Source organism: Thiothrix subterranea (genome assembly GCF_016772315.1).
GTDB classification, from domain to species: domain Bacteria; phylum Pseudomonadota; class Gammaproteobacteria; order Thiotrichales; family Thiotrichaceae; genus Thiothrix; species Thiothrix subterranea.
Genome location: NZ_CP053482.1, coordinates 2,324,342 through 2,348,232 on the forward strand (window position 1 = coordinate 2,324,342; position 23,891 = coordinate 2,348,232).

Consider the following 23,891-nt stretch of genomic DNA (forward strand, 5'->3'; position numbering starts at 1 on the left):
CTCAGCTCCTCAACCATGCAGCGGTGATACGTTCAGGGATCATGCGTAAAGTGACTACTTTTACCCGCCCCGTCCACCGGGTTTCCAGATAAGCGTAGTCGCGCCACATGGAGCCTAGCAGTAATCCGGGGCCATCGTTGACGTACACAATTTTGATATGTGACATACCATGAGCATCAGCGTAGCTGATAATTTCTTGTGCCACTTCACGGTACTGCCCGGTGCGGTCGTCTTCTTGTGCGCCCCCTCGATCAGAATCATAACGTGCCAAACCAATCGCGAGAATGCGCAGCCCTTCACTAATGACAAAATCCACCGGGCGATCCGGTTTGGGATAATCATCAAAAATGCTGCCTAGCAACACGTCTTTGCCAGCACGTTCCGGGCCAATCAAAGTGCAATCGGGGTGTTGGCTACGCAGTAAATCGAATGCCCGCTCAGTGAGGTCGTAACCTTTTTTGCCTCGGTCTTTGTATTCCCATAGCAAGGCACATAACGTTTCATCAGGCATAGGGCGTTGATTGAAATGTTGCTGGACTTCGGCAATGTGGCGAAAGCCTGCTCCAAACTGTTCACAGATGTGAGTGGCTTGGTTTTTAACCTTGAGCATTTCAACAGGGGTTTGTGGACTGACATATTTTTTGAAAACACGGCACAGTTGAATACGCATCCATTGATTAGGCGTTGCGGCAATGGATTTAAACAGAAATTCTGAAGAATGGGCGCGTTGCAATAATTGACCAAATTCAACCAGCACGGGTTCATACAAGCGGCAAGCATGATTCAAAATGTCTGGATAGTAGTCGCCTGTTGCCAGCGTAATCCATACCGCCGCTTCATTTTGGTAGTCACTGAATTCCCGTTCTTGCGACATTAGGTGTTTCCGTTGGAATCGACGTATTGTTGCGCGGCTGCCAGATCAATCGTGCCTTCGTAGATCGAGCGACCGAGGATTGCGCCCATAATGCCTTGGTCTTCCACCGCGCACAGGGCTTTAATGTCGTCCATATTGGTCACGCCACCGGAAGCGACGACGGGAATCTTGATGCTGGCGGCAAGTTTCGCGGTTTCTTCCACGTTCACGCCTTTCATCATGCCATCGCGGGCAATGTCGGTGTAAACAATCGCGCTGACACCGGCTTGCTCAAATTGTTTGGCAAGCTCAATCGCGGAAACGGAGGAAACTTCCGCCCAGCCATCGGTTGCCACCATGCCGTTTTTGGCATCAATGCCAACGATAATGTGACCGGGGAATTGCTGACACAGGTCGATGACAAATTGCGGTTCTTGCACCGCTTTTGTGCCGATAATGCAATATTGTACGCCTGCTTCCAGATACGCCGCTACCGTGGCTGCATCGCGGATACCGCCGCCGATTTGCACCGGAACGTTGGGAAAACGAGCCGCGACTGCACGAACCACGTCGCCATTCACCGGCTTGCCTGCAAATGCACCGTTTAAATCGACCAGGTGCAGGCGGCGTGCGCCAGCATCGACCCAGCGTTGGGCAACATCGACGGGGTTGCTGGCAAAAATGGTGGTGTCATCCATACGACCTTGGCGCAGGCGCACGCATTGGCCGTCTTTCAAATCAATCGCGGGAATCAGTAGCATAGTCACATCCTTGGTTGGGTTGCTGTATCCTACCGTAAAACGGGTGTACAAGTCACAGCCTTGAAACAGAAGAAAAGGAGCGTGTTATGCAGCAGGCAATGTTTGGTTTGGGGTGCTTTTGGGGCGTGGAACGCAAGTTTTGGCAAACACCGGGCGTCATCCGCACCGCTGTCGGTTACGCGGGGGGCGCACCGAAAATCCCACTTATCGCCAAGTATGCAGCGGTACGACGGGGCATAATGAAGTGGTGTGGATGGAGTTCGATCCAGAACAAATCAGTTACGATGCTTTGCTGACAGTGTTTTGGGAAGCACACAACCCGACTCAAGGAATGCGTCAAGGCAATGATGCGGGTGAACAATACCGTTCTGGTATTTACACCTATTCCCCTGAGCAGCAAGCTGCGGCGGAAGCGCGTCGGGCGCGTTATCAGGTGGCATTAACAGCGGCGGGATTAGGCAAAATTACCACGGAAATTCTGGCTGCGCCGACGTTTTATCCCGCCGAAGAGTACCACCAGCGCTATTTAGAGAAAAATCCGCGCGGGTATTGCGGCTTGGGTGGCACGGGAGTCACGTGCGGCTAAATGGAGATTGCGCGTATTCAAGCCATTGGGCAGGCACTCGGTTTTAATGCCGTCGGTGTCAGCAATATCGACCTGTCGCTTGCCGAACAGCGTCTGCTAGATTGGTTGGCAGAAGGCTATCACGGTGACATGGCGTGGATGGCGCATCACGGCACAAAACGCAGTCGTCCCGCCGAATTGGTTTCCGGCACGTTGAGCGTGATCAGTGTGCGCATGGATTATTTACCGCCGGATAGCATGGATGCAGTAACGATCCTCAACCACCCCGAACGCGCTTACATTTCCCGCTATGCATTAGGGCGTGATTATCACAAGGTGATCCGGCAGCGGCTGGAAAAATTTGCGCAACAGTTGCAAACCGAGATCGGTGCATTCGGCTACCGCGTGTTCACCGACAGCGCTCCGGTACTGGAAAAGCCGCTTGCGGTGAAAGCAGGGTTGGGATGGATGGGTAAGCACACCAATATTCTCAGCCGTGACGCGGGTTCGTGGTTTTTCCTTGGTGAGATTTACACCGATTTGCCCCTAGAGGAAACGGGCAGCGTATCTGAGCATTGCGGTCAATGCACCGCATGTATTGACGTATGTCCCACCCAAGCCATTATTGCGCCGTATGTATTGGATGCACGGCGCTGCATTTCCTACCTCACGATTGAATACCACGGCAGTATTCCAGTTGAGTTGCGTCCGCTCATGGGCAATCGTATTTATGGCTGTGACGACTGCCAACTCATTTGCCCTTGGAATCGCTTTGCGCAAACGTCGCCGGAAGCAGATTTTGCAGTGCGCAACGGCTTGGACAGTGCGCGATTAAGTGAGTTGTTCGAGTGGAGTGAAAGCGAATTTATGCGCAAGCTGGAAGGTTCGCCGATTCGCCGGATTGGTTACGAACGCTGGCTGCGCAATATTGCGGTGGCACTGGGCAACGCGCCACCGAGCCGAAGTACACTGGCTTTGTTGCAGCATCAATACCGTGTATCGGACAGTGTGTTGGTGAAGGAACATATTCAATGGGCAATTGAGCAACAAAAACAGTCGATTAGCGGTTGATTTTACAGCTTATCCATTATTTTAATCCGAACATCAGTAGGCGCTATGCATAGGCACTGATTTTGGGCATGATAGCCACATCACAAACCCAAACCCCAAAACAACGCGATGAAAACAAAAATAGTGAGTGTGTTGTGGACGTTGTTAGCAGTGGCTGTATTGCCCGGCTGCACGACCGTGAAAGAAAATAATTTATACAGTATGTGGGAAGAACGTGCCTACGGTGCTTATGGAATGCCTGTGCCAGCCGCAGCGCCTGCCAGCTCGTTCATGAATGCCGCGATGCCATACCGTCCAGTCATGACGAACCCATTAGATACCGTTTCAGCGGCACTTTTGAATGTTTCACGCACTGTTTCGGAGCAAGAAACAAAATTTATCTCGCAATATTACTCACTACAATAATATTGTATGCTATAAACCCTATTTGTTAGCCCCTGGAGTCCAACGCGGACTCCACTTTGACGCAAAGGTCTTAGCCCTTCCTTTGTGTCTTTTTGGCCAGACCTACTTTTTTGGGTCTGGCTTTTTTATGTTGGGTGTCAATTCAGGTAGAATCCGCGCCAGCCACACAATAATTATTGGGAGTGAGAGCATGGATATTTCATCATTACGTCACGAATACACCAAAGCAGGCTTAAGCCGTCAAACACTAGACCCCGATCCTTACCAACAGTTCAGTCTGTGGCTCAAGCAGGCGATAGACGGCGAAGTGATCGAACCCACCGCCATGCAGATTGCGACCGCATCCGCGACGGGAAAACCCACGCTGCGCACGGTGCTGCTGAAATCTTTCGACGCGAATGGCTTTGTGTTTTTCACCAATTACCACAGTCAAAAAGCCCAACAAATCACCGAAAACCCGCAAGTGGCGTTATTGCTGTTCTGGAAAGAGTTGGAGCGTCAGGTGGAAATTACCGGACGCGCTGAAAAAATTCCTACCTTAGAATCCTTGCGTTATTTTGTGACGCGCCCGCGTGGGAGTCAGTTGGGTGCATGGGTTTCGGCGCAAAGTTCGGTGATTACTTCACGCACGTTGCTAGAAATCAAGCTGGATGAAATGAAGCGCAAATTCAGCGCAGGCGACATTCCGCTGCCGGACTTTTGGGGTGGCTACCGCATCGTGCCGGATACCATCGAATTTTGGCAAGGTCGCCCCAGCCGTTTGCATGATCGCTTTGAATACCGGCGTCAAGCCGATGGCTGGGACATTGCGAGGTTAGCGCCATGAGTTTTCTGCAATTGAAAATTCCGCCGCCAGTGTATTTGTTGACGTTTGCAGGGCTGATGTGGGGCGTCAATGCATGGTTGCCGCTGCTGCATGTGATTGCTGATCCGTGGAATCGGGCAGGCTTGCTGTTGATTGCAGCGGCGGTGTTGGTGGACTTTTGGTCGTTGGGTTTGTTTTTTCGTGCGCACACCACGTTTAACCCGATTCACCCCGAACGTACCCATGCGTTGGTGACGACCGGCCCTTACCGTTACACCCGCAACCCAATGTACGTGGGGATGCTGGTGATTTTAAGCGGTTGGGGAATTTGGTTGGGCAGTCTTAGCCCATTTTTGCTGTTGCCGGTGTTCGTGTGGGTCTTGACGGCGATGCAAATTATCCCTGAGGAAAAAATTCTGGAACAAACCTTTGGTGGCGCGTATCGTGACTATAAAGCGCAAGTGCGCCGTTGGTTGTGGTAAGGATACATGATGTTAGCAAAATCAATGCTGTTAGCCGCCAGCCTGTTACTGATGACGGGCTGTAAATTGGAACTGCCGCTGCTCAGTGGTAGCAGTATCAGCGGGCCATTAACACTGGAAACGGTGACGTTTGAGCGAGCAGGGGGGCCTCAATGCCCTGACGTAGCGGGTACAACGCCGGAGAATATCCGCTGTGCCAGTTTGCGCCTGATTTACCCCAAGATTGTGGCGGCGGGTACGCCTGCGGCTGCGGCGGCAATGAATCAGTATATTCAAGCGCAATTGCTGGAATACTCGGATGCAGAGGGCAAGCCCCCGGCAACAGCGGACGAGCTTGCCAGCATGTTCGTGGCGGATTACAACGACGTGCCGGAAGCGGTGGGTTTGTGGGAAATGGTGCGCGAGGTGGAGGTGAGTTTTGCCTCCGAACATTTGGCTACCCTGGCTATCCGCGAATCGGGTTATACCGGCGGTGCGCACCCCTTCAGCGGGCAACGTTACGCGGTGTTTGATGTGAACACGGGGCAGCAATTGACGCTAAAAGATTTGCTGGTGGCGGGCTACGAAGAAGGGCTGAATACAGCAGGTGAACAAGCGTTCCGTCGCGAACGCGGATTGGGGGCTAATACCAGCTTGGAAGAGGCCGGTTTTTGGTTTGCCAATGGTATGTTTAAGGTCAACACCAATGTGGGCGTGTCGGGCAATGGCTTGGTGTTTAACTTTAACCCGTATGAAGTCGCGCCGTATGCGCTGGGGCCGACAGAGTTTACCGTGGGGTATGACGCGATTAATGCGCTGATACCGGATGGCAGTTTGTTAGCGGCGCTGGCGCGATGATCGAGTATTTGCGTGACCCGGAGCGTATCCACGAACAGAATTATGCCCGTTTGCGTGAGCAAGTCGATTTGAGTGCGTTTACGCCAGAACAGCAGCTCGTGGTTATCCAGATGGTGTTGGCGTATGGCGACCCTGAACTGGTTAAGTACATTCGTTTTAGCGAAAACGCGGTAAGCGTTGCCCGCAAGGCGATCAAACAGCGCAATAATCTACTGTACGATGCAGACTTGGTTAAGCACGCGCTGAAAGAATCCTTACTGTATCAAGAGCCGCTGGGGTTTATGGGACGAGCGTCGGTGATTTCGCAAGCCAAAAGCACCAAGCAAACCCGTGCGATGACGGCAGTGGATTGTTGGAAACCGTATATGTCGGGCGGGATTGTGCTGATCGGGCAATCGGCAACGGCATTGTTGCATTTGGTGGAATTGCTTCAGGAGGGTGTGCGCCCACCTGCGCTGATCATTGCGTCCCCGCGTGGCTTTGTGAATGCCACCGAAGCCAAGAAACTGTTATGGAAACAGCATCAGGAATTGGGCGTGGAATGCATTGTGGTGGACGGCACGCGCGGCGGCGGGGTACTCGCAGCGGCGGCACTGAATGCCTTGTTGATGATGCAGGTGCAAGCGTCCCCCGCACCGTAGAGACGCAAAATTTTGCGTCTCTACCCGCTACAGCTTTTCTAAATTGGCGTAACCCAGCACCAGCCATTTAACGCCCACCGCTTTAAAATTCACCTGTACCCGCGAATGTGCGCCCGCGCCTTCGGAATCGGTGATGACGCCATCGCCAAACTTGGCATGACGTACCCGTTGCCCGACCCGATAGCCGGTTTCATTGAAGTTGGTGGTGCGCGTCACGGGTTTGGGGGCATTGGCTGGGGCGCGGAATTGGTTATTGCCGCCAAAGCCGGTGGAATAGGTTTTCACTTTCGGACGCACTTCTTCCACCAATTCCGCCGGTAATTCGCGCAGGAAACGTGACGGCGGGTTGAATTGCTTACGTCCGTGTAACATGCGTTCCTCGGCGTAACTCATCACCAGTTCTTTTTCCGCACGGGTAATGCCGACGTAGCACAGGCGACGTTCTTCTTCCAACCGTGCCGGGTCATCGGCGGACATTTGGTGCGGGAACAAGCCTTCTTCCAAGCCGCACAAAAACACCAGCGGGAATTCTAGCCCTTTGGCAGAGTGCAGCGTCATCATTTGCACGCAATCTTCACCGGCTTCGCCCTGACCTTCGCCCGCCTCCAACGCCGCGTGCGAGAGGAAAGCGGAAAGTTCGCTCATATCCGGGGTTTCTTCGGATTGCACGTAGGTGTAACCCTGTGCGGCGGTGACTAATTCGTTGAGGTTGTCGACGCGCCCTTGCCCCGCTTCGCCTTTTTCTTTGGCGAGGAAATGCGGTTTGAGTCCGGCAAGGTCGATGACGATTTCGACTTGTTCGCGCAAGGGCAGGCTATGAATGTCGCTTGCCATGCGTTTGATCAGTTGCACGAAACCGAGCACGCCATTGCTGGCTCGTGGGGTGAAATCGCCGATGTCAGCGGCTTGCGCGGCTGCTTCCCATAAGGACAGATTGGTGGCTCGGGCGTGGCTGCGCAGGATGTCGACGGTGCGTTCGCCAATACCGCGTGGCGGGTGATTGACGATGCGTTCAAACGAGGCATCGTCTTGGTGGTTAACGGTGAGGCGCAAATACGCCAGCGCGTCCTTGATTTCGGCGCGTTCAAAGAAGCGTAGGCCGCCATAGACACGGTAGGGAATGCGGTTTTCGTTAAACGTGCTTTCAAATACCCGCGATTGCGCGTTGGAACGGTACAAAATGGCAACGTCGCGGCGCATTCCGCCCTGATCTACCCATTTTTGAATGCGCCCGGCAACAAAACGGGCTTCGTCGATTTCGTTGAAGGCAGCGTAGAGGTGCAGGCGTTCGCCGTCTTTCCCATCCGTCCACAAGTTTTTGCCCAAACGCCCTTTGTTATTATCAATCAAGGCATTGGCGGCTTTGAGGATATTGGCGGTGGAACGGTAGTTTTGTTCCAGCCGCACCGTTTCGCAATCGGGGAAATGTTTGGTGAAATTGCGGATGTTTTCGATCTTTGCGCCGCGCCAACCGTAAATCGACTGGTCGTCATCGCCCACAGCAAACACCGGATTTCTATCCCCCGCCAGCAGGCGCAACCATGCGTATTGCAGTGCGTTGGTATCTTGGAATTCGTCCACCAAAATGTGGCGGAAACGGTTGCGGTAATGCTGTTGCAGGTCGGGGTTGTCGCGCAGCAATTCCAGCGAGCGCAGCAACAGTTCGGCGAAATCCACCACGCCGTTGCGTTGGCAGGTTTGTTCGTACACGCTGTAAATTTGCACCATTTGGCGTTGGTTGAAATCGCCTTTGTCTTCAATGTGGTGCGGGCGTGAACCTTCGTCCTTACGGGCATTGATGAAACCAGCAACTTGGCGCGGCGGGAAGCGAGTTTCGTCGAGTTCCAACGATTTGAGGATGCGCTTGACCATGCGAATCTGGTCTTCGGAATCGAGAATTTGGAAGGTTTGCGGCAATTTGGCTTGTTGCCAGTGCAGGCGTAGTAAGCGGTGCGAAATGCCGTGGAAGGTGCCAACCCACATGCCGCCGCTGGGCAGTTGCAGCAGGTCTTGGATGCGCCCGCGCATTTCTGCCGCCGCTTTGTTGGTGAAGGTCACGGCAAGGATGCTTAATGGCGAGACGTTTTCGACTTCGATTAGCCAGGCAATGCGGTGGACTAGCACGCGGGTTTTACCGCTGCCTGCGCCTGCGAGGACGAGGACGGATTTGGGCGGCGCGGCAACGGCGAGTTGTTGCTGCGGGTTTAGGGGGGCGAGGATGGGGGATTGGGTATTCATATTCATAGTCTCACCAACCATTCGCATAAGGCAGCTAATTGATCATCGCTAGTCAAATTGGCGCAATTCGCCAACTCGCCTGTCTGGTATTGTGAAAAAATTTCTCCCGCCATTGCTTGTTCAATAGCAGCCCCCACAAACAATAAGGGCAGTTTTCCAGCAAATGCGGTTCTGGCTCGACCTAACGCACTATTGGCTGTTTTCCAGTGTTCGTCTGCCCCTGCTGGGTCAATACCACCTTTTAGTTCACCAATAGCCAAGTAATGTGCGGTGTTGTCCAATAATTTTTTTAAATCCTGCGTTTTAGGTGCATCGGTTACGATGGCATCATTGAGCAATACAATATCAATATTCTTTTTAACAGGAGGCACATTGGTATCAAAGATTAAGATTCGCTGCTGGTTATTTTTATTAGACCAACGAATAGCTTTGATAGTATCAATATCCTCAACACCAAGCTGTTCTCCGGGTGTGGATCGGAGCTTTTTGTCTAAGTAGGAAAATTGGGTATCAGCTATTTGCAATTGAGAGATGATAAAGCGTGTTAATTTTTCTTTGGCGATAGAGCCAACAATATTACGCATTTTGCCGCCTAAAGCATCACCAGAAGTCAGAAGATAGCGATAAACGACTTCATCAATATAAGCTTTGCCACTAGGCAATAAGATTTTTTCAATAAAATCATTGAGAAGTCCCTGTTTATCGGATTCAGTCAAGTGCACTTTTGCCTTGACGGAAATGCCAGAGGCTTCTAATAAACTCTCCCTAATATTGGTGAGTGTTAATAAATCATTAGGCGACTGCGTATGGACTTCCAATACCGCTTTGAGGGCTTTAGCTCGGTCAATAAAAGGAATCGACTCCTTATTTCGACGTAACGCATATTCCAAAAAACCACTGCGGCGGGCGGCGGGCGTTGTCACTAAATCAGTGGCTGCGGTGATGTGAATATTATTCACCTAAGTTATCCTCGAAAATTTGTGTCTTGATCGCAAGACCAATCGCCTTGGCAAGCACGGGGGGAACTGCGTTACCAACCTGACCGAATTGCGTCATCGTGACAATGCGTTTGCTGCTGTATGAATCTAAACGTGTACCGATGAATTCCCAATGGAGAGGAAACGTTTGTAAGCAAGCCAACTCACGTACCGTCAGCATTCGATCTTCATACGGATGGATGAAATCGCGATAACCGCTACGGGTTACAGTTGGTGAAGGTTTCGTGGGATCAAGCCGCCGATAGGTGGAGCCAAACGTTTGTTTGATCTGACTGAGCTTGCCACCAATAGGGACAATTTTAATTTTTTCCAACGTCGTTGGCGCGTGTGCCGTTTTTTGGTGATTTTTAATAACCATGTCGGGCAATCCTTCCTTTTATCGTTCCCGCTACTTTCATCGCGGTATCGGAGGGTTCGTCGGCGTTTGGTAATGAACCAATGCCATCCCAGACCGATTGCCATGTTTGATGGTGCTTAGCAAATAGGTCTGCTTGGTGATTGGCAGGGGCTGTGTGCGTTGGTTTAGGAAACGTAAAGCTTTTTCCTATGCGATTACCGATAATAAAAATACGTTCCCTGAATTGGGGTGCACCAAAATCAACAGCATCCAATACTTGATAGGATACTTGGTATTGATAGATTTGATTTTGATACGTAATAGGTTGGGAGGCTTCATCTAAAATAGCTTTTAGTGCTTTCCCGCCTTCCCAATTCATCATGCCCTTAACATTTTCCATCACAAAGGCAACGGGTAATGCTTCGCGTACCACGCGCAGAAATTCTAAAACCAAACGACCTCTAGGGTCATCTAAGCCCATGCGTTTACCCGCTAAGCTAAAACTTTGGCAAGGGGGGCCACCAACTACTAAAGCAGGCTCCAAGGGTTGTAAACCTGCTTTAGCCAAAATCGCATGGGTGGGTAGTGTTGTAATATCGCCTTCGATAATTGGAGTATCCGACATATTTTTGCGTAACGTAGCGCAACAGGAACTGTCTTGTTCGACGGCTACAGCAGTGATGAACCCGGCTTGGTGAAAACCTATGTCCATGCCACCTGCTCCCGAAAAAAGGCTAATGATTTTGTTTGGCATTTATAATATCCGTCGTTCGATCAATAGTTGCACGCCTGCAATGATTTCCTGCATCCGTTCTGCTGACACGTTACCGATTTTTTCGGTCAGTTCGTCCTTGTTGACGGTGTAGATTTGGGAGACATTCACCACACTGGCTTTGGGGAGGTTTGCCTCACCTTTTTTTAGCAATACGTTGCCGGGGGATTGCGCCCGTTTGAGGTTAGAGGTGAGGCTGCAAACCACTACTGTGCTAATCAGGCTGGCATTGAATACGTCATTTTGCAGCACTAGATGCGGGTGGCGGTAGCCCGGTTCTGAACCTGCGGGTTCGCCTAAATCCACCCAATAAATCTCACCTTGCTTGATTACCATGCCTCTGTCTCAAGACGGCGGGCTTGTTTTTGTTTCATGGCGGTTTGTATGTGTGTTTCTTCGGCATCCGACGCGGCATCGTCGTAAGCGGCGTTGATTTGCGCCAGTAATTGGCGATTTTTGTTTTTAGCGATGAAGTCTTCTACCGCCAGCATGAACAGTTTGCTGCGGGAAATGTGCAATTCTTGCGCCAGTTGGTTGATGGCATCAAACAAGTCTTGTTGGATGGAAATGGCTGTTTTGATACTGGTCGACACGGTAACACCTGCTTAAATGGGGCAAATTCCACTGATAGTATTGACGTTGGTTATACTGGTGTCAATACTATGGGCAATACTGTTACCAAGGAAACCACCATGCAAATCTGGGTCGATGCCGATGCCTGCCCCAATGTAATCAAGGAAATCCTATTTCGCGCGGCGGAACGCTTGCAAATTCGCACCACGCTGGTGGCAAATCAACCCCTGCGGATTCCGCCGTCACTCTACATCAAAACCATTCAAGTGCAGGCGGGCTTTGATGTGGCGGATAACCGCATCGTGCAAGATTTGGAAGCAGGCGATTTGGTGATTACCGCCGATATTCCCTTGGCGGCAGAGGTGATCGAAAAACAGGGACACGCGCTGAATCCACGCGGGCAATTTTACACCCCGGAAAATATTCGCGAACGTTTGCGGGTACGCAATGCGATGGAAGAAATGCGCAACAGCGGGGTGATGACCGGCGGGCCTGCGACCTTGAGTTTGAGTGATCGGCAGGCGTTTGCGAATCAGTTAGACCGTTTCCTCACCAAACACGGCTTAACGCCGCGTAAGATTTGAACGGATTTTAGGCGTGGCGCAGTCGCGTCAGCGGCAATGAGAGTAATAATGCGGCGAATACAAACGCGGTGGAAAACCACAAACAGCCTTCCAACCCGTATTGCTGATAACCCCAGCCGGATAATACCGTGCCTGCCAAGCGCCCTCCGGCATTTGCCATGTAGTAAAATCCGACTTTCAGAGCCACTTTGTCGTGATCGGCATACGCCAGAATCAGGTACGAATGCAGCGCTGAATTGATGGCAAATACCACGCCGAAAATCAGCAAGCCGGTGACTAACACCGTTCCGGCATCCCAACCTTGCGCGAGTGCGATGGCAATGCCTGCCGGAATCACCAGCAATACCAATGCCCAAAATTGCGCCGCACCCGCACCCAGCGAATGCGCTTTCAACCGCAATAAAGCGGGCGCACTGGCTTGCACCACGCCGTAACCGATGACCCACGCCGCCATGAAAGTACCGACTTGGGTAAAACTCCAGCCCAACACGCCCGACATAAACACCGGCACGGCAACCACAAACCACACATCCCGCGCCCCGAACAGGAAAAACCGCGCTGCTGACAACCAATTAATCGCCGCATTATTGGAAAATACCTGCGAAAATTTCGGTTTAGATTTGGATTTACCAATCTCATCGGGCAACAGCAACAGCGTCATCAAGGTCACGGCAAACAAACTACCCGCGAGGATCAGCATTGCATCTTGGAAGCCAACGCCTTGCAACAACACTGCACCGAGGAAAAAGCCCGCGCCTTTCAACGCATTTTTCGAGCCGGTCAGAATTGCCACCCATTTGAATAAGCGCGTATTCGCATCCTTCGGCACGAGGGTTTTGACACTGGCTTTCGCCGACATTTTGTTTAAGTCTTTGGCAATGCCTGAAAGGGCTTGCGCTGCCATCACATACGGCACCGAGAGCAAATGCGTGGGAACGAGCATCCCCAACGCCACGATTTGCAACACCATCCCCATGTGCATGGTGACATTCAGTCCCAATCGTGCCGCCAGCCAACCGCCGACCAAATTGGTCACAATGCCGAAAAATTCGTAGAACAAAAACAGCATCGCCACCTGAAACGGCGAATAACCGAGCTGGTGAAAATACAGCACCACCAGCATACGGATTGCGCCATCGGTGAGGGTGAATGCCCAGTAGCCGAAGGTGACGGTGAGGTAATTGCGCAGGTCGGTTGTCATGGCAGGCTTGCGACTACTTTTGCCGCCAGTTCCATCATGCGATTCATGTAGCCCCATTCATTGTCATACCAAGCATAGATTTTCACCTGTGTGCCGTCGATGACCATGGTGGAGGGTGCGTCAATAATCGACGAACGTGGGTCGTGTTTGTAATCCACCGACACCAGCGGGCGTTCTTCGTAACCCAAAATGCCTTGCAGGTAAGTTTCTGAGGCTTCTTTGAAATAACCGTTCAGCTCTTCGGCGGTGACTTCGCGTGCGGCTTCAAACACGAAGTCGGTGAGGGAGGCATTCAGTAACGGGATGCGCACCGCGTGACCGTTCAATTTACCCGCGAGTTCGGGGAAGATTTTGGTGATGGCTTTGGCAGAACCTGTGGTGGTGGGGATCATGGATTCGCCACATGCGCGTGCGCGGCGTAAATCCTTATGCCCCTTGTCGATAATGGTTTGGGTGTTGGTGATGTTGTGCAGCGTGGTCATGCAGCCGTGCTTGATGCCGACTTTTTCGTGCATGACTTTGACCACAGGTGCTAAGCAGTTAGTGGTGCAAGACGCGGCGGTAATCAGGTGGTGTTCTTCGGGTTTGTACCAGTCGTCATTCACTCCGTACACGATGTTCAACGCGCCTTCGACGGGAGCGGCAACAATGACTTTTTTCACACCCTGATCGAAATATGCCTGTAATTGCTCGATTTTGCGGAATTTGCCGCTGCATTCCAGCACGATGTCGCAGCCTGACCAATCGGTGTCTTCAATGGCTTTGTTGGAGGTGTAGGCAATCGTTTGCCCGTCAATCAGCATATTGTCACCATCAGCACTGCATTCTGGCGACCAGATGCCGTGGATAGAGTCGAATTTCAGCAGGTGGGCGGAAGTGGCGGCATTGCCTGCAATTTCATTGACTTGCGTGAAGGTAAACGCTGGGTTGCCCCATGCGGCGCGAAGACCTAGGCGCCCCATGCGCCCGAAGCCGTTGATACCAATCGTTGCCATCGTGATGTTCCCGTTTATTGCACAGTGGCGAGGATTGTATATGCCAAGGCGAATATAAGGAAACCCCTGTCACAAAAACTTCATGCGGGCGCTTGCCTGCTAAAGCAGGGCTATCCGCGCTATACTCAGCGTTGTTTTTCAGGATTCGCCGCGTATGTTATTGGAAACATTTACCAAAGCCCTTGCCGATCAAACCCGTTTGCGTCTGTTGCTGTTGTTAGCCAATGGGCGCGAGTTGTGCGTGTGCGAACTCACGCAAGCGCTGGAGTTGGCGCAACCGAAGATTTCGCGGCATTTGGCGATTTTGCGCGAAGCCAGTGTGTTGCAGGATAGGAAAGCAGGGCTGTGGGTGTATTACTGCTTGCACCCTGAATTGCCGACGTGGGCGCTGGGGGTATTGGCGGGTTTGCAAAGCGGGAGTGCGGGTGAAGCCATTTTTCAGTTGGATCAACAGCGTTTGTCGGCGGCAGAGCGGCAGGTGGCGAGTTGTATGTCGTAGTGTTTGATTGGGGGCGAGTTCAGCAAAACTGACCGCAATATTGTGGGCTTTGAGTGGGAAAATGCGTGATTAACTGCTGTTTTCTAACAAGGTGATTTCTTCCCGCGTCAGTTCAAACAGCGCGTACACCGCTTGATTCAATAACGCTTCTTTGCTTGCCAATTCCGCACTTAAGGCTTGCACTTGTTGGGTACGTTCGGTGAGTAAGTCTGCCCAATCGTCGCGTTCTTTGAGTGGAATTTCAGCTTTGAGACATTTTTTTACTTCGGTACGGAAGTTGGTGAAGTTGAGTTGCCACCACGCTTGCAGTTTTTGATTCAATTTGGCTTCGTGGTCGGGTGTGCAGAGGTCGGCAGCGATGCGGCGGCACATGCGTTCTTCAATGCGGTAACGTTGTTCGGCTAATTGTTGGCAGCTTTCCGCCAATCGTGCAATTTCTTGGCGTTGTGCGTCCGTCGCCTCTGGAATCGGCAATGTCTCAATGTACTGAACTCGCACTTCATAGAACCCACCGCGTACCGCCGGACACATGGCAGCGATTAAATACCAGAAGGGTTTTGAATTGAGTAAACCGAGCAAGTAAAAATCGGGATTGGGAATGAAATAGCTTTTGTCATTGGAATGAAAGCCTTGTTTTTCATAGGAAAACAAGGCATTCGGTGAGAAATGACCGTAAATAATTTTATCTTTTTGCATCAATGGGGCATAAGCGGCTTGGGCTTGTTGTAGCTCGAACCATGCCTGTTTGGTAGCACGTTGTTCGAGTTTGTTTTTGAATGGCAGCATGTAGGCTTTGATGGCTGGGTAATTATCAATATCTAGTACATTTTTCGGGATGTAGATAAGCCATAAATCACGCGGTTCAATACGCCATTGCTTCAAATCTTTGCCTTCAAGGAAAGGTTTCAGCAATTCGGCAGAACGCGGGTCTTCGGCAATTAAACGATCGCGAGTAGCACGATCCACGACAAATGCTTCATTTAATCCGGTTTTGATGCCGTAAAGGGGTGAGCCGTAAACGTCTTTTAGGGTGCGTTTGCCTGCGGTCAATTTGGTGCGTAAGTCAGCCAGCGCGGTGTCTTCAAATTGCCAGCTTTCACCTGTTAAACGGTGTTGCGGCATGGTTTTGGCGGCATCGCTAAATTGCTGGGCTAATTCACTGCCCAACTGTTCACTGACTTTCAGAAAACGTATGTCACTATCGCCCGTGGCTTTTTCCATCACTAAAATGGCGGGATACGTTGTTACCCCTTCAAAAATCTGGGTATCCCCAAAATCCACAATAGTGTCCAGCCGCGCCTGTGTCCGCAAATGCTGGCGTAGCCGCTCACCACTGCCGGTGCGGAAAAACGTGCTGGATGAAATGTACCCCAGCTTACCGTTCGGCTTGAGCAATTTTAGCCCCAGCTCGAAGAAGTAAGCGTATAAATCCGCCCGATCAGAAGCCACAGCGTAATGCTTTTCCAGATAAGGCTTGATCGGCTTGAGCAATTCCATGCGCACATACGGCGGGTTGCCCAGCACCACATCAAAACCACCTTCGGCAAACACCTGCGGGAATTCAGCCTGCCAGTCAAACGCCTGCCTATCCACCGTCGCGTCCGCTACCACACTGTTACCGCAGCGGATGGCACGGTCTAAATTCTCCAGTGGTTTGCCCCATTCTGCCGTTTTTAACCACAATGACAAGCGCGTGATTTCCACCGATTCGGCATTCAAATCAACCCCGTATAAGTTGTGATTGAGGATGGTTTTATTCAGGTCGAAGACATCATACGCCCCGGTCAAATCGTGTAAAGTGTCGTTAATGCGCTTGTATTCCGTCACCAAGTAATCGAACGCCGCCACCAAAAACGCCCCAGAACCACACGCCGGGTCAAGAATACGCAAACTTTTCAAGCGTTCACGCCACGCATACCAAAACGCGCGTTCTGCCATCTGCGCTTTCCAGCGTACTTCGCCGCTTTTCAACACTTTTTGGTAGCCGGTGGCTAATTGCTGAAATTCGCGTTGTAAATAACTGCCCAGTGTTTGTTCGACGATAAAACGGGTAATGTGGTTGGGGGTGTAAACCACGCCGTATTGCTTGCGTTTGCCAGTAGTGGCGCGTGCTTTGCTGGTGTCTTCGTGCAGCACCGCGCCGCTGGCAAGCTGTTCTTGCAATTGTTCCAGATCAGCGATGGATTGCTCGAAAATATGCCCCAGTACCGTCACGCTGACTTCTGAGGCAAAGTCGTAACGCGCCAAATCACGAAAACCTTCGCACAGTGCATCACTGAGTTGCACTGCATCCAGCCCCGCATCAGCGGCGAATAAACCACCGTTGTACGCCGGAATTTTTAACGCTGCATTACCCTTGTCGATAGCCCTAAACAAGCCGTTAAAATTGTGCCAAACGGGTGAAGGGTTGAACGGATTTTGTTGTTCGTAAGCGCGTTCAATGATGCGGTCGGGCAATAAGCCCTTGTCTTCTGCAAACGCAATGAACAGTATCCGGTCAATAATCGTTTGGGCGTATTGCAAGAGTATGTGGGATGCCAGTTCGGGATAATTCGCTTGCAATTCCGTAATCAGACTCATCCGTAAGCGGCGATAATCGGCATACAGGCTATTGGTAATGTCTTTCTCGACTTTTTCGTTTTCCAGCAACAGGTTTTCGGTGTAGCCCTCCAATAAATGCGCGGCGCACAATAACGCATGAAACCGGGCGTATTCGGCGGGTTGATGCAAGGTTTCAAGTTGCCAACTTTCATACGCCTGCATCCCGTAGCCCACCGCGTACAAACGCAGTTCACGGTAATTGCTAACCAATGCCCATTTTGCACCGGGTACTTTCATCGCGTAACGCCACGCCTGTTGAACCGGCGTTTCGTGGCGTTTCGGCATGACCGCATCAAGATTGGCGGTGTCTAAGCCTTTGAGTTCCAAAGGGGCGATAATGCGGGTGGTTTTGGCGGTAAATTTCCCTAAACCGACGTCGATGCTATCCCGCTGCACTGGGCATTCATGGTAGGCAGTCCATTCATCGCCTTCAACGGTATACCCCAGCAAGCGCACTAAAATTGTCTGGATGAAAAGGTTATGGGCGGATACTTCCCCCAATTTTCCTAACTTGCCATTGGTTATGTCACGCTGCCATTCGCGTATGGCCTGCAAATGCTCAGGCGGCACTACAGCGGGAATAGTCAGGTGTTTTTCGAGTAACTTCGGTTGGAACAGGGGCATGACAAACCATGACAGCAATTAATGTGGCGATATTTTGAACTTTATACGGCACTGAATCAATCGAATTTATTTGTTGTGATGGTTTTAGATAAGCACTTTAATGGTAACTCAGTGCTGACTTGATTAATTCTTAATTGAATTTTTCTGAGGTAAGTCTTTGAAAATATTGGCGCACCCGGCTGGAATCGAACCAGCGACCCTCGGCTTCGGAGGCCGATACTCTATCCCCTGAGCTACGGGTGCGTTGTAGAGAGTGCATCATACCCAAGGAGCGCCGTCACGTCTATCATCGGTTAGTGCGGAAACTTGCATTGTTTAGTATGATTCAGGTCAAGTTTTCGTTGCCGACACATAGCGAATATTAGGGATTTTGAATATAATCCGTCGGTTTATGATTTTCTGATGCTTTTAGCTTTTAAGATTCACAGATTGTTAGGCGCTTAACGCCCAGTCTACAGGAGGATACACGTGGCTCACTCTACACCTAAAGACCCTATGGCTACACCAATGCTGATTGGTGGTCTCGTTTTGATCGGCACAACAGTGGCCGTATTGGTTTCCAACTTGTTCACTACTATTGATAAAAATTCCATCAAAGGTGAAATCGACACCACTGCACAAGTAGCGGTGGCGGATGCCAATCTTGCACCCATTGGTAAAGTTAACGCCGTGGATAAGTCTATCGTCAAGGTAGCACGTTCTGGCGAAGCGGTTTACACGGCTGTTTGTACCTCATGTCACGCGGCTGGTGTGCTCGGCGCTCCCAAGATTGATGACAAAGCCGCATGGGATCCACGGGTAGCACAAGGCTTGGATGGTTTGATGAAAAACGCCGTCAACGGCATCAATAATATGCCTGCGCGTGGTGGCGATCCGTCCATTACCGATGAAGAGCTGACCAATGCCATTATTTATATGACAGACAAAGCCGGGCATGATTTGTCTGCACAAGCCAAGCCAGCAGCAGGTGCAGCACCCGCCGCCGCCGTTGCTGCTGCGCCTGCTGCTGAAGCTGCCCCGGTTCAAGCCGCCGCACCTGCTGCTGAAGCTGCCCCGGTTCAAGCCGCCGCGCCTGCTGCTGAAGCTGCCCCGGTTCAAGCCGCCGCACCGGTTGCTGCTATCGACGGTGAAAAAGTCTACAAAGGCATTTGCTTCTCTTGCCACGATGTCGGCGTTGCCGGTTCACCTAAATTTGGTGACAAGGCTGCATGGGCACCACGCATTGCTACTGGCGCTGAAGCCTTGTATGCCTCCTCACTCAACGGTAAGGGTGCGATGCCTGCTAAAGGCGGCAACCCAGCACTGTCAGATGCTGAAGTCAAAGCAGCCGTGGATTACATGGTCGCTAACGGCAAGTAATGGCGTGCAGCCAATCGGCACACTATCGAAAGGCGCTACAAAGCGCCTTTCTTTTTTGCAACGCACGCAATAGCGGGTAGTATGCCCGCATGAAAACACCTAGCACTTTACACACCTATTCTTGGCAAGAACTGTTTCAGCGGATGCTCACGCACCGCAAAGAACTGGTGATTGCCAACCTCGTGGCGATTTTCGCGGTACTCATTAGCGTACCGATTCCGCTATTGATTCCGCTGCTGGTTGATGAGGTATTGCTCGATAAACCCGGCTGGTTAGTCGCGTGGATGAACGGTTTATTCCCCACCGAATGGCACGGCGCAGTGCTGTACATCACGTTCATTAGCGTGTTAACCGTGCTCATGCGTTTAATCGCGCTGGCAGCAGGCGTCTGGCAAAACCGCGAATTTACCCTGATCAGCAAGGAACTCACCTACAGCATCCGCCGCCGGTTGCTCGGGCATATTCAAACAGTGGAAATGACCGAATACGAAACCCTCGGCAGCGGCACAGTCAGCTCGCGGTTGGTGGTGGATGTGGAAACCATCGACAATTTCCTCGGCATCAGTATCAGCAAGTCGATTGTTGCGGTTCTCACCCTGATCGGGGTAACAGCAGTGTTGCTGTGGTTGCATTGGCAATTGGCGTTGTTCATTTTGCTGCTGAATCCGCTGGTCATCTTGCTGACCACCAAGCTGGGTTCTTATGTCAAAGACTTGAAAAAGCAAGAAAACAGCGCGTTTGAATTATTCCAGCAAGCCTTGACCGAAACCCTCGATACCATCCAACAAATCCGTGCCAGTAACCGCGCCAGCAGTTTTTTCGGGCGTGTCACCGAACACGCGCAACAGGTGAAACAACACGCGGGGCAATTTGCCTGGCGCAGCGATGCCGCCAGCCGCTTGTCTTTTACGGTATTCATTGCGGGGTTTGACCTGTTTCGTGCGGTCAGCATGTTAATGGTGGTGTTTTCCGATCTTAGCATTGGCGAAATGTTCGCGGTGTTCAGCTACCTGTGGTTCATGATGGGGCCGGTGCAAGAAGTGTTGGCGATTCAATACGGCTGGTACGGCGCAAAAGCCGCGTTACAGCGCATTAATACCTTGCTGGAAATGCAACCCGAACCCGCTTACCCGCACACGCACAACCCGTTTGCAGGCAAAACCACGGTCAGCGTGCGAGCGGAACACATCACCTTTGCTTACGGTGACAAGCCGCCGGTCTTGCGTGATGTGAATCTGACGATTCAGGCGGGGCAGAAAATTGCGCTGGTGGGCGCAAGCGGCGGTGGCAAATCGACCTTCGTGCAAGTGTTATTAGGCTTGTATCAGCCGCAGCAGGGGCAATTGTATTTTGACGGTGTACCCGTCACGGAAATCGGTTTGGATGTGGTGCGCGAACACGTTGCTACAGTATTGCAACAACCCGCGCTCTTCAATGACACGGTACGCGCCAACCTGACCTTGGGGCGGCAAGCGTCGGATGATCAATTGTGGGAAGCCTTACGCATTGCGCAATTGGATGACACCATTCGTGAACAGGCGCAAGGTTTGGAAACGATTGTAGGGCGGCAAGGCATCCGTTTATCCGGTGGGCAACGCCAGCGGCTGGCGATTGCGCGGATGATTTTATCCAACCCCAGCGTGGTGATTTTGGATGAAGCGACTTCGGCGCTGGATACGGCAACGGAGCAAAAACTCCACGCCGCGATGAGCGAATTCCTGCAAGGGCGCACCACCCTGATCGTGGCACACCGCTTGAGTGCGGTGCGCCAAGCCGATCACATTTTCGTGTTTGAAGACGGCGGCATCAGCGAACAGGGGAGTCATCAGGAGTTGCTGGAACAGGGTGGTCTGTACCGAAAACTGTACGGTTAGGCGAATTCCCTGCTGTCAGCGCGTACCAGTCGAAGTGGCGGGTGGCTAACATCAGCAGCGCGAGTACCGCAAAAATCAGCACACTACCCATCAGCAAGGCGTTTTCCTCTGCCTGCAAAATCAGGTAGAGCAGGGCATACAAACCCGCCAGTCCCGCGCCCAGCAGCAATCCCAGTTTGTGGCTGTGTAAAATTGCCCCAAAATACAGGGTGAGCAAGCCGGTGCTGGCGAATGCCGCCGCTGTGTACGCTCGCAGGAAATCGACGTGTTCTGACAATGAAATCAGCAACAGGTAGAACACCAGCAGCGCAAATCCCACCAAGGTGTATTGCACTGGATGCACCCGCAGTTTTTTCAGCAGTTCAAACAAAATCAGCACCACAAAGGTGAGAATAATGAACAGGGCGGCGTATTTAATGCTGCGTTCGGATTGCTGATACACATCCACCGGCTGGATTAGCTCGAAACCGACCGCCCGCTCCAGCAAGCCACTGCATTCACCGGCACGGCATTGCTCTAACGCCCCGCTGACGTTGTAGGAAAATGACGACGCTTTCCACAAGGCATTGAAACCATTGGCATGGATGTCACGGGTTTCGGGCAGTAATTCACCGCTGAAGCTGGGGTGTGGCCAGTTGGCAGCGAGTTTTACCGCGCTGTTTTCGGCGAGCAGGGCGAAATTCATGGAGCGCATTCCGCGCAATTCCAGCTCAAATTGAAACGGGATACGGCTGGCTTGGTTGAGGTCGAATGCGGGCAATTTGGCGTGCATCCCCGCGCTGGCACTGCCGGGCAGGTTATTGCCGGGTTTGAAATTGACGGTTGCGCCGTTCCATTGCAGGCTGGGTGGGGCAGCAATGCCGCGTTGGTCGCGTACCATGACGGCGAGTTGTGGATTTTCCCAGCGGATTTGTTTGCCCTTGGTGTCAGCGATTAAATCGAGCAAGGGTTGGGTGTTGAATGTGCCGCTGACTTGCAAGCCGCTGCTGTAAACCGGCACGTCGTAAATGCCTCGGTAACGCAGTAAACTGTCTAAGGTGCTGGTGATGTCAAGTTGGTTGGGAATCAGGTGCAGCGCGTCTTGGTCGGTGACTTCGCGCAGGATTTCGCGTTCTTTGCCATCTTTGTCTTTGACCAGTTCTTTGACATTGTAAGTGAGTTGATAGGGGATGGTGAGCAAGGGGCCAGCAAGGGTTTGCATCCCCGGCCAACTTTGTTCGATGCTGCTGTAAGCTTGATGTCGCCAACTGACACGTTCGCCGACCAGCCCCAACATAAAGGCTTGCGGGATCAGCAAAAACAAAATCAGGCAGGCAATAATGACCAGTTTGAGGTAATAACGCTGGTTCGACACGGGATGCTCCTTGAACTAGTGATGGGATTGAGCATCATCATAAATAAGAATAATGGAGGTTTGATGCGGGCGGTGTGGAAAAAGGGTGTAGGCAGGTGCAGGTTTGGTGCAGCGTTTTTGCAGGCAAACGGCAGAATGCCGGTTAATTGGATGCTTCCTCCCCCATAACCCACACCTTACTCACCACCCGATCATCCCCCAACATCATCAGCACAAACAGCAATTCCGCAATACCCTGACAATGCCGCAAACGCCGTTCCAACAACGGTGTCGCTTTGGGGTTCAGCAATACAAAATCCGCCTCTTTACCGGGGGCGAAATTGCCGATCTTGTCATCCAGATACAGCGCCTTTGCTCCACCCAGTGTTGCCAGATACAGCATCTGGAACGCTGACAGTTTGTTGCCGCGCAACTGGGTCACTTTATAGGCTTCGTTCGCGGTTTGCAGCAAGCTAAAACTGCTACCGCCGCCCACATCCGTACCCATGCCGACCCGGATTCCATGCGCCTTGGTATCCATCACATCAAACAGCCCGCTGCCGATAAACAGGTTGGACGTGGGGCAAAACGCCACCGCCGCGCCGGTTTCTGCCATGCACTGCTTATCCGCCTCATCCAGATAAATGCAATGCGCCATCACGGAACGCGGTTTCAGCAAACCATGCTGGTGATACACATCCAGATAGCTGCGGCTGTCGGGAAACAGTTCCTGCACCCATGCCACTTCCGCTTTATTTTCAGCAACGTGGGTATGCAGGTAAACATCAGGAAATTCCTGCAACAATTGCCCTGCTTTGCTGAGTTGCTCCGGTGTCGACGTAGGGGCAAAACGCGGCGTCACAGCGTAAGACAAACGCCCGCGCCCGTGCCACTTTTCAATCAATGCCTTGCTGTCCTGATACGCACTTTCCGGGGTATCTTGCAGATAATCCGGGCAATTGCGATCCATCATCACCTTTCCGGCAATCATGCGTAGGTTGCGGGTTTCGGCAGCGGCAAAAAAAGCCTCCGCCGATTCGGGGTGTACCGTACCGAATACGCACGCCGTCGTCGTACCGTTACGCAGTAATTCCCCCAGAAAGAAATCCGCGACTTCACGGGCATGGAGTGGGTCTGAAAACTGGCGTTCGGTGGGAAAGGTATAAGTTTCCAGCCATTCCAACAATTGTTCGCCATAAGACGCAATCATGTCGGTTTGCGGATAATGGATATGGGTGTCGATCATGCCGGGAATGATCAAATGATCAGGGAACTCCAGCAATTCGCAGCCTTCCGGCAAGTGTGGCAGTAACGCGCTGGCAGCCCCTACCGCACTTACATGACCGTTTTCCACCAACAGAATGCCGTCTTCAAAGTATTCAACCGCCGGAGGTGTAGGGTGCAAGTCATACCCCGGATCGTCCAGCAGATGAACAATGGCAGCCCGAAACGCTTTTATTTGAGTCATGGTGGTTTCTCGCTT

Annotated in this window: 23 protein-coding genes, 1 tRNA gene and 1 pseudogene; 11 read left to right on the plus strand and 14 right to left on the minus strand. The window is 51.9% G+C overall.

Annotated features, from left to right (window positions below):
* Position 1: 1 nt before the first annotated feature.
* On the minus strand, positions 2-874 hold the full coding sequence (locus HMY34_RS11420) for a hypothetical protein (protein WP_202715622.1): 873 nt from the start codon (positions 872-874) through the stop codon (positions 2-4).
* Positions 874-1,614: a 1-(5-phosphoribosyl)-5-[(5-phosphoribosylamino)methylideneamino]imidazole-4-carboxamide isomerase gene (gene hisA, locus HMY34_RS11425; RefSeq protein WP_202715623.1), complete on the minus strand. Its 741-nt coding sequence runs from the start codon at positions 1,612-1,614 to the stop codon at positions 874-876. Before hisA ends, HMY34_RS11420 begins: the two co-directional genes overlap by 1 nt.
* Before the next feature lie 98 nt (positions 1,615-1,712).
* Between hisA and msrA the strand changes: the two are divergent.
* The 7 genes and pseudogenes from msrA (at position 1,713) to HMY34_RS11460 (ending at position 6,420) form a co-directional block, all read left to right on the plus strand.
* Positions 1,713-2,200 (plus strand): annotated as a pseudogene (gene msrA / locus HMY34_RS11430) (peptide-methionine (S)-S-oxide reductase MsrA).
* Entirely contained in the window at positions 2,201-3,250 is a 1,050-nt protein-coding gene (queG, locus tag HMY34_RS11435; protein WP_202715624.1) for a tRNA epoxyqueuosine(34) reductase QueG, read from the plus strand. It abuts the pseudogene before it with no gap.
* Positions 3,251-3,358: 108 nt separating this feature from the next.
* Positions 3,359-3,655 (plus strand): hypothetical protein, encoded by a 297-nt coding sequence (locus HMY34_RS11440; protein ID WP_202715625.1) that lies wholly within the window; start codon positions 3,359-3,361, stop codon positions 3,653-3,655.
* A gap of 190 nt (positions 3,656-3,845) precedes the next feature.
* A complete protein-coding gene (pdxH, locus tag HMY34_RS11445) occupies positions 3,846-4,481 on the plus strand; it encodes a pyridoxamine 5'-phosphate oxidase (protein WP_202715626.1) in 636 nt (211 codons plus the stop codon).
* On the plus strand, positions 4,478-4,942 hold the full coding sequence (locus tag HMY34_RS11450; RefSeq protein WP_202715627.1) for a methyltransferase family protein: 465 nt from the start codon (positions 4,478-4,480) through the stop codon (positions 4,940-4,942). Before pdxH ends, HMY34_RS11450 begins: the two co-directional genes overlap by 4 nt.
* A 9-nt stretch (positions 4,943-4,951) precedes the next feature.
* Entirely contained in the window at positions 4,952-5,779 is an 828-nt protein-coding gene (locus HMY34_RS11455) for a DUF3298 and DUF4163 domain-containing protein (RefSeq protein WP_202715628.1), read from the plus strand.
* The gene (locus HMY34_RS11460; RefSeq protein ID WP_202715629.1) at positions 5,776-6,420 is read left to right on the plus strand and encodes a precorrin-8X methylmutase; all 645 of its coding nucleotides are present in this window, start codon (positions 5,776-5,778) and stop codon (positions 6,418-6,420) included. The genes HMY34_RS11455 and HMY34_RS11460 overlap by 4 nt, the downstream gene beginning before the upstream one ends.
* Before the next feature lie 27 nt (positions 6,421-6,447).
* Here the strand turns inward: HMY34_RS11460 and uvrD are convergent, their stop codons facing one another.
* From uvrD to HMY34_RS11490, 6 genes are read right to left on the minus strand one after another with little or no spacing between them, the layout of a single operon-like run.
* A complete protein-coding gene (uvrD, locus tag HMY34_RS11465; protein WP_228287828.1) occupies positions 6,448-8,664 on the minus strand; it encodes a DNA helicase II in 2,217 nt (738 codons plus the stop codon).
* Positions 8,661-9,617 carry an AvaI/BsoBI family type II restriction endonuclease gene (locus HMY34_RS11470; RefSeq protein WP_202715630.1) on the minus strand — a complete coding sequence of 319 codons (957 nt, stop codon included), beginning with the start codon at positions 9,615-9,617 and terminating at the stop codon, positions 8,661-8,663. The genes uvrD and HMY34_RS11470 overlap by 4 nt, the downstream gene beginning before the upstream one ends.
* On the minus strand, positions 9,610-10,014 hold the full coding sequence (locus HMY34_RS11475) for a DNA cytosine methyltransferase (protein WP_202715631.1): 405 nt from the start codon (positions 10,012-10,014) through the stop codon (positions 9,610-9,612). The genes HMY34_RS11470 and HMY34_RS11475 overlap by 8 nt, the downstream gene beginning before the upstream one ends.
* Positions 10,004-10,747: a DNA cytosine methyltransferase gene (locus HMY34_RS11480; protein ID WP_202715632.1), complete on the minus strand. Its 744-nt coding sequence runs from the start codon at positions 10,745-10,747 to the stop codon at positions 10,004-10,006. The genes HMY34_RS11475 and HMY34_RS11480 overlap by 11 nt, the downstream gene beginning before the upstream one ends.
* Positions 10,748-11,101 (minus strand): type II toxin-antitoxin system PemK/MazF family toxin, encoded by a 354-nt coding sequence (locus HMY34_RS11485; RefSeq protein ID WP_202715633.1) that lies wholly within the window; start codon positions 11,099-11,101, stop codon positions 10,748-10,750.
* Positions 11,095-11,358 carry a hypothetical protein gene (locus HMY34_RS11490; protein ID WP_202715634.1) on the minus strand — a complete coding sequence of 88 codons (264 nt, stop codon included), beginning with the start codon at positions 11,356-11,358 and terminating at the stop codon, positions 11,095-11,097. Before HMY34_RS11490 ends, HMY34_RS11485 begins: the two co-directional genes overlap by 7 nt.
* A gap of 99 nt (positions 11,359-11,457) precedes the next feature.
* Between HMY34_RS11490 and HMY34_RS11495 the strand changes: the two genes are divergently transcribed.
* A complete protein-coding gene (locus HMY34_RS11495; RefSeq protein ID WP_202719182.1) occupies positions 11,458-11,922 on the plus strand; it encodes a YaiI/YqxD family protein in 465 nt (154 codons plus the stop codon).
* Between the two features lie 7 nt (positions 11,923-11,929).
* On the opposite strand, the gene arsJ is transcribed toward HMY34_RS11495, so the two are convergent.
* Both arsJ and HMY34_RS11505 read right to left on the minus strand, forming a co-directional pair.
* Positions 11,930-13,123 carry an organoarsenical effux MFS transporter ArsJ gene (gene arsJ, locus HMY34_RS11500; RefSeq protein WP_202715635.1) on the minus strand — a complete coding sequence of 398 codons (1,194 nt, stop codon included), beginning with the start codon at positions 13,121-13,123 and terminating at the stop codon, positions 11,930-11,932.
* Positions 13,120-14,118 carry an ArsJ-associated glyceraldehyde-3-phosphate dehydrogenase gene (locus HMY34_RS11505; protein WP_202715636.1) on the minus strand — a complete coding sequence of 333 codons (999 nt, stop codon included), beginning with the start codon at positions 14,116-14,118 and terminating at the stop codon, positions 13,120-13,122. The genes arsJ and HMY34_RS11505 overlap by 4 nt, the downstream gene beginning before the upstream one ends.
* Positions 14,119-14,272: 154 nt before the next feature.
* Here HMY34_RS11505 and HMY34_RS11510 point away from each other — a divergent pair, with 154 nt between their 5' ends.
* The gene (locus tag HMY34_RS11510; protein WP_202715637.1) at positions 14,273-14,617 is read left to right on the plus strand and encodes a metalloregulator ArsR/SmtB family transcription factor; all 345 of its coding nucleotides are present in this window, start codon (positions 14,273-14,275) and stop codon (positions 14,615-14,617) included.
* Positions 14,618-14,686: 69 nt separating this feature from the next.
* Here HMY34_RS11510 and HMY34_RS11515 read toward each other — a convergent pair whose 3' ends face one another.
* Both HMY34_RS11515 and HMY34_RS11520 read right to left on the minus strand, forming a co-directional pair.
* On the minus strand, positions 14,687-17,842 hold the full coding sequence (locus HMY34_RS11515; RefSeq protein ID WP_202715638.1) for an Eco57I restriction-modification methylase domain-containing protein: 3,156 nt from the start codon (positions 17,840-17,842) through the stop codon (positions 14,687-14,689).
* A gap of 167 nt (positions 17,843-18,009) precedes the next feature.
* A tRNA-Arg gene (locus HMY34_RS11520) sits at positions 18,010-18,085 on the minus strand.
* Positions 18,086-18,310: 225 nt separating this feature from the next.
* On the opposite strand from HMY34_RS11520, the gene HMY34_RS11525 reads away from it, so the two are divergent.
* Both HMY34_RS11525 and HMY34_RS11530 read left to right on the plus strand, forming a co-directional pair.
* Positions 18,311-19,201, plus strand: a complete 891-nt coding sequence (locus HMY34_RS11525; RefSeq protein WP_228287829.1) for a c-type cytochrome — start codon at positions 18,311-18,313, stop codon at positions 19,199-19,201.
* A gap of 89 nt (positions 19,202-19,290) precedes the next feature.
* Positions 19,291-21,075: an ABC transporter ATP-binding protein gene (locus HMY34_RS11530; RefSeq protein ID WP_202715639.1), complete on the plus strand. Its 1,785-nt coding sequence runs from the start codon at positions 19,291-19,293 to the stop codon at positions 21,073-21,075.
* Here the strand turns inward: HMY34_RS11530 and creD are convergent.
* Together creD and guaD are read right to left on the minus strand one after the other, a co-directional pair.
* Entirely contained in the window at positions 21,008-22,429 is a 1,422-nt protein-coding gene (creD, locus tag HMY34_RS11535; RefSeq protein ID WP_202715640.1) for a cell envelope integrity protein CreD, read from the minus strand. The genes HMY34_RS11530 and creD overlap by 68 nt on opposite strands.
* Before the next feature lie 142 nt (positions 22,430-22,571).
* Positions 22,572-23,876: a guanine deaminase gene (gene guaD, locus HMY34_RS11540; protein ID WP_202715641.1), complete on the minus strand. Its 1,305-nt coding sequence runs from the start codon at positions 23,874-23,876 to the stop codon at positions 22,572-22,574.
* Between the last annotated feature and the right edge of the window lie 15 nt (positions 23,877-23,891).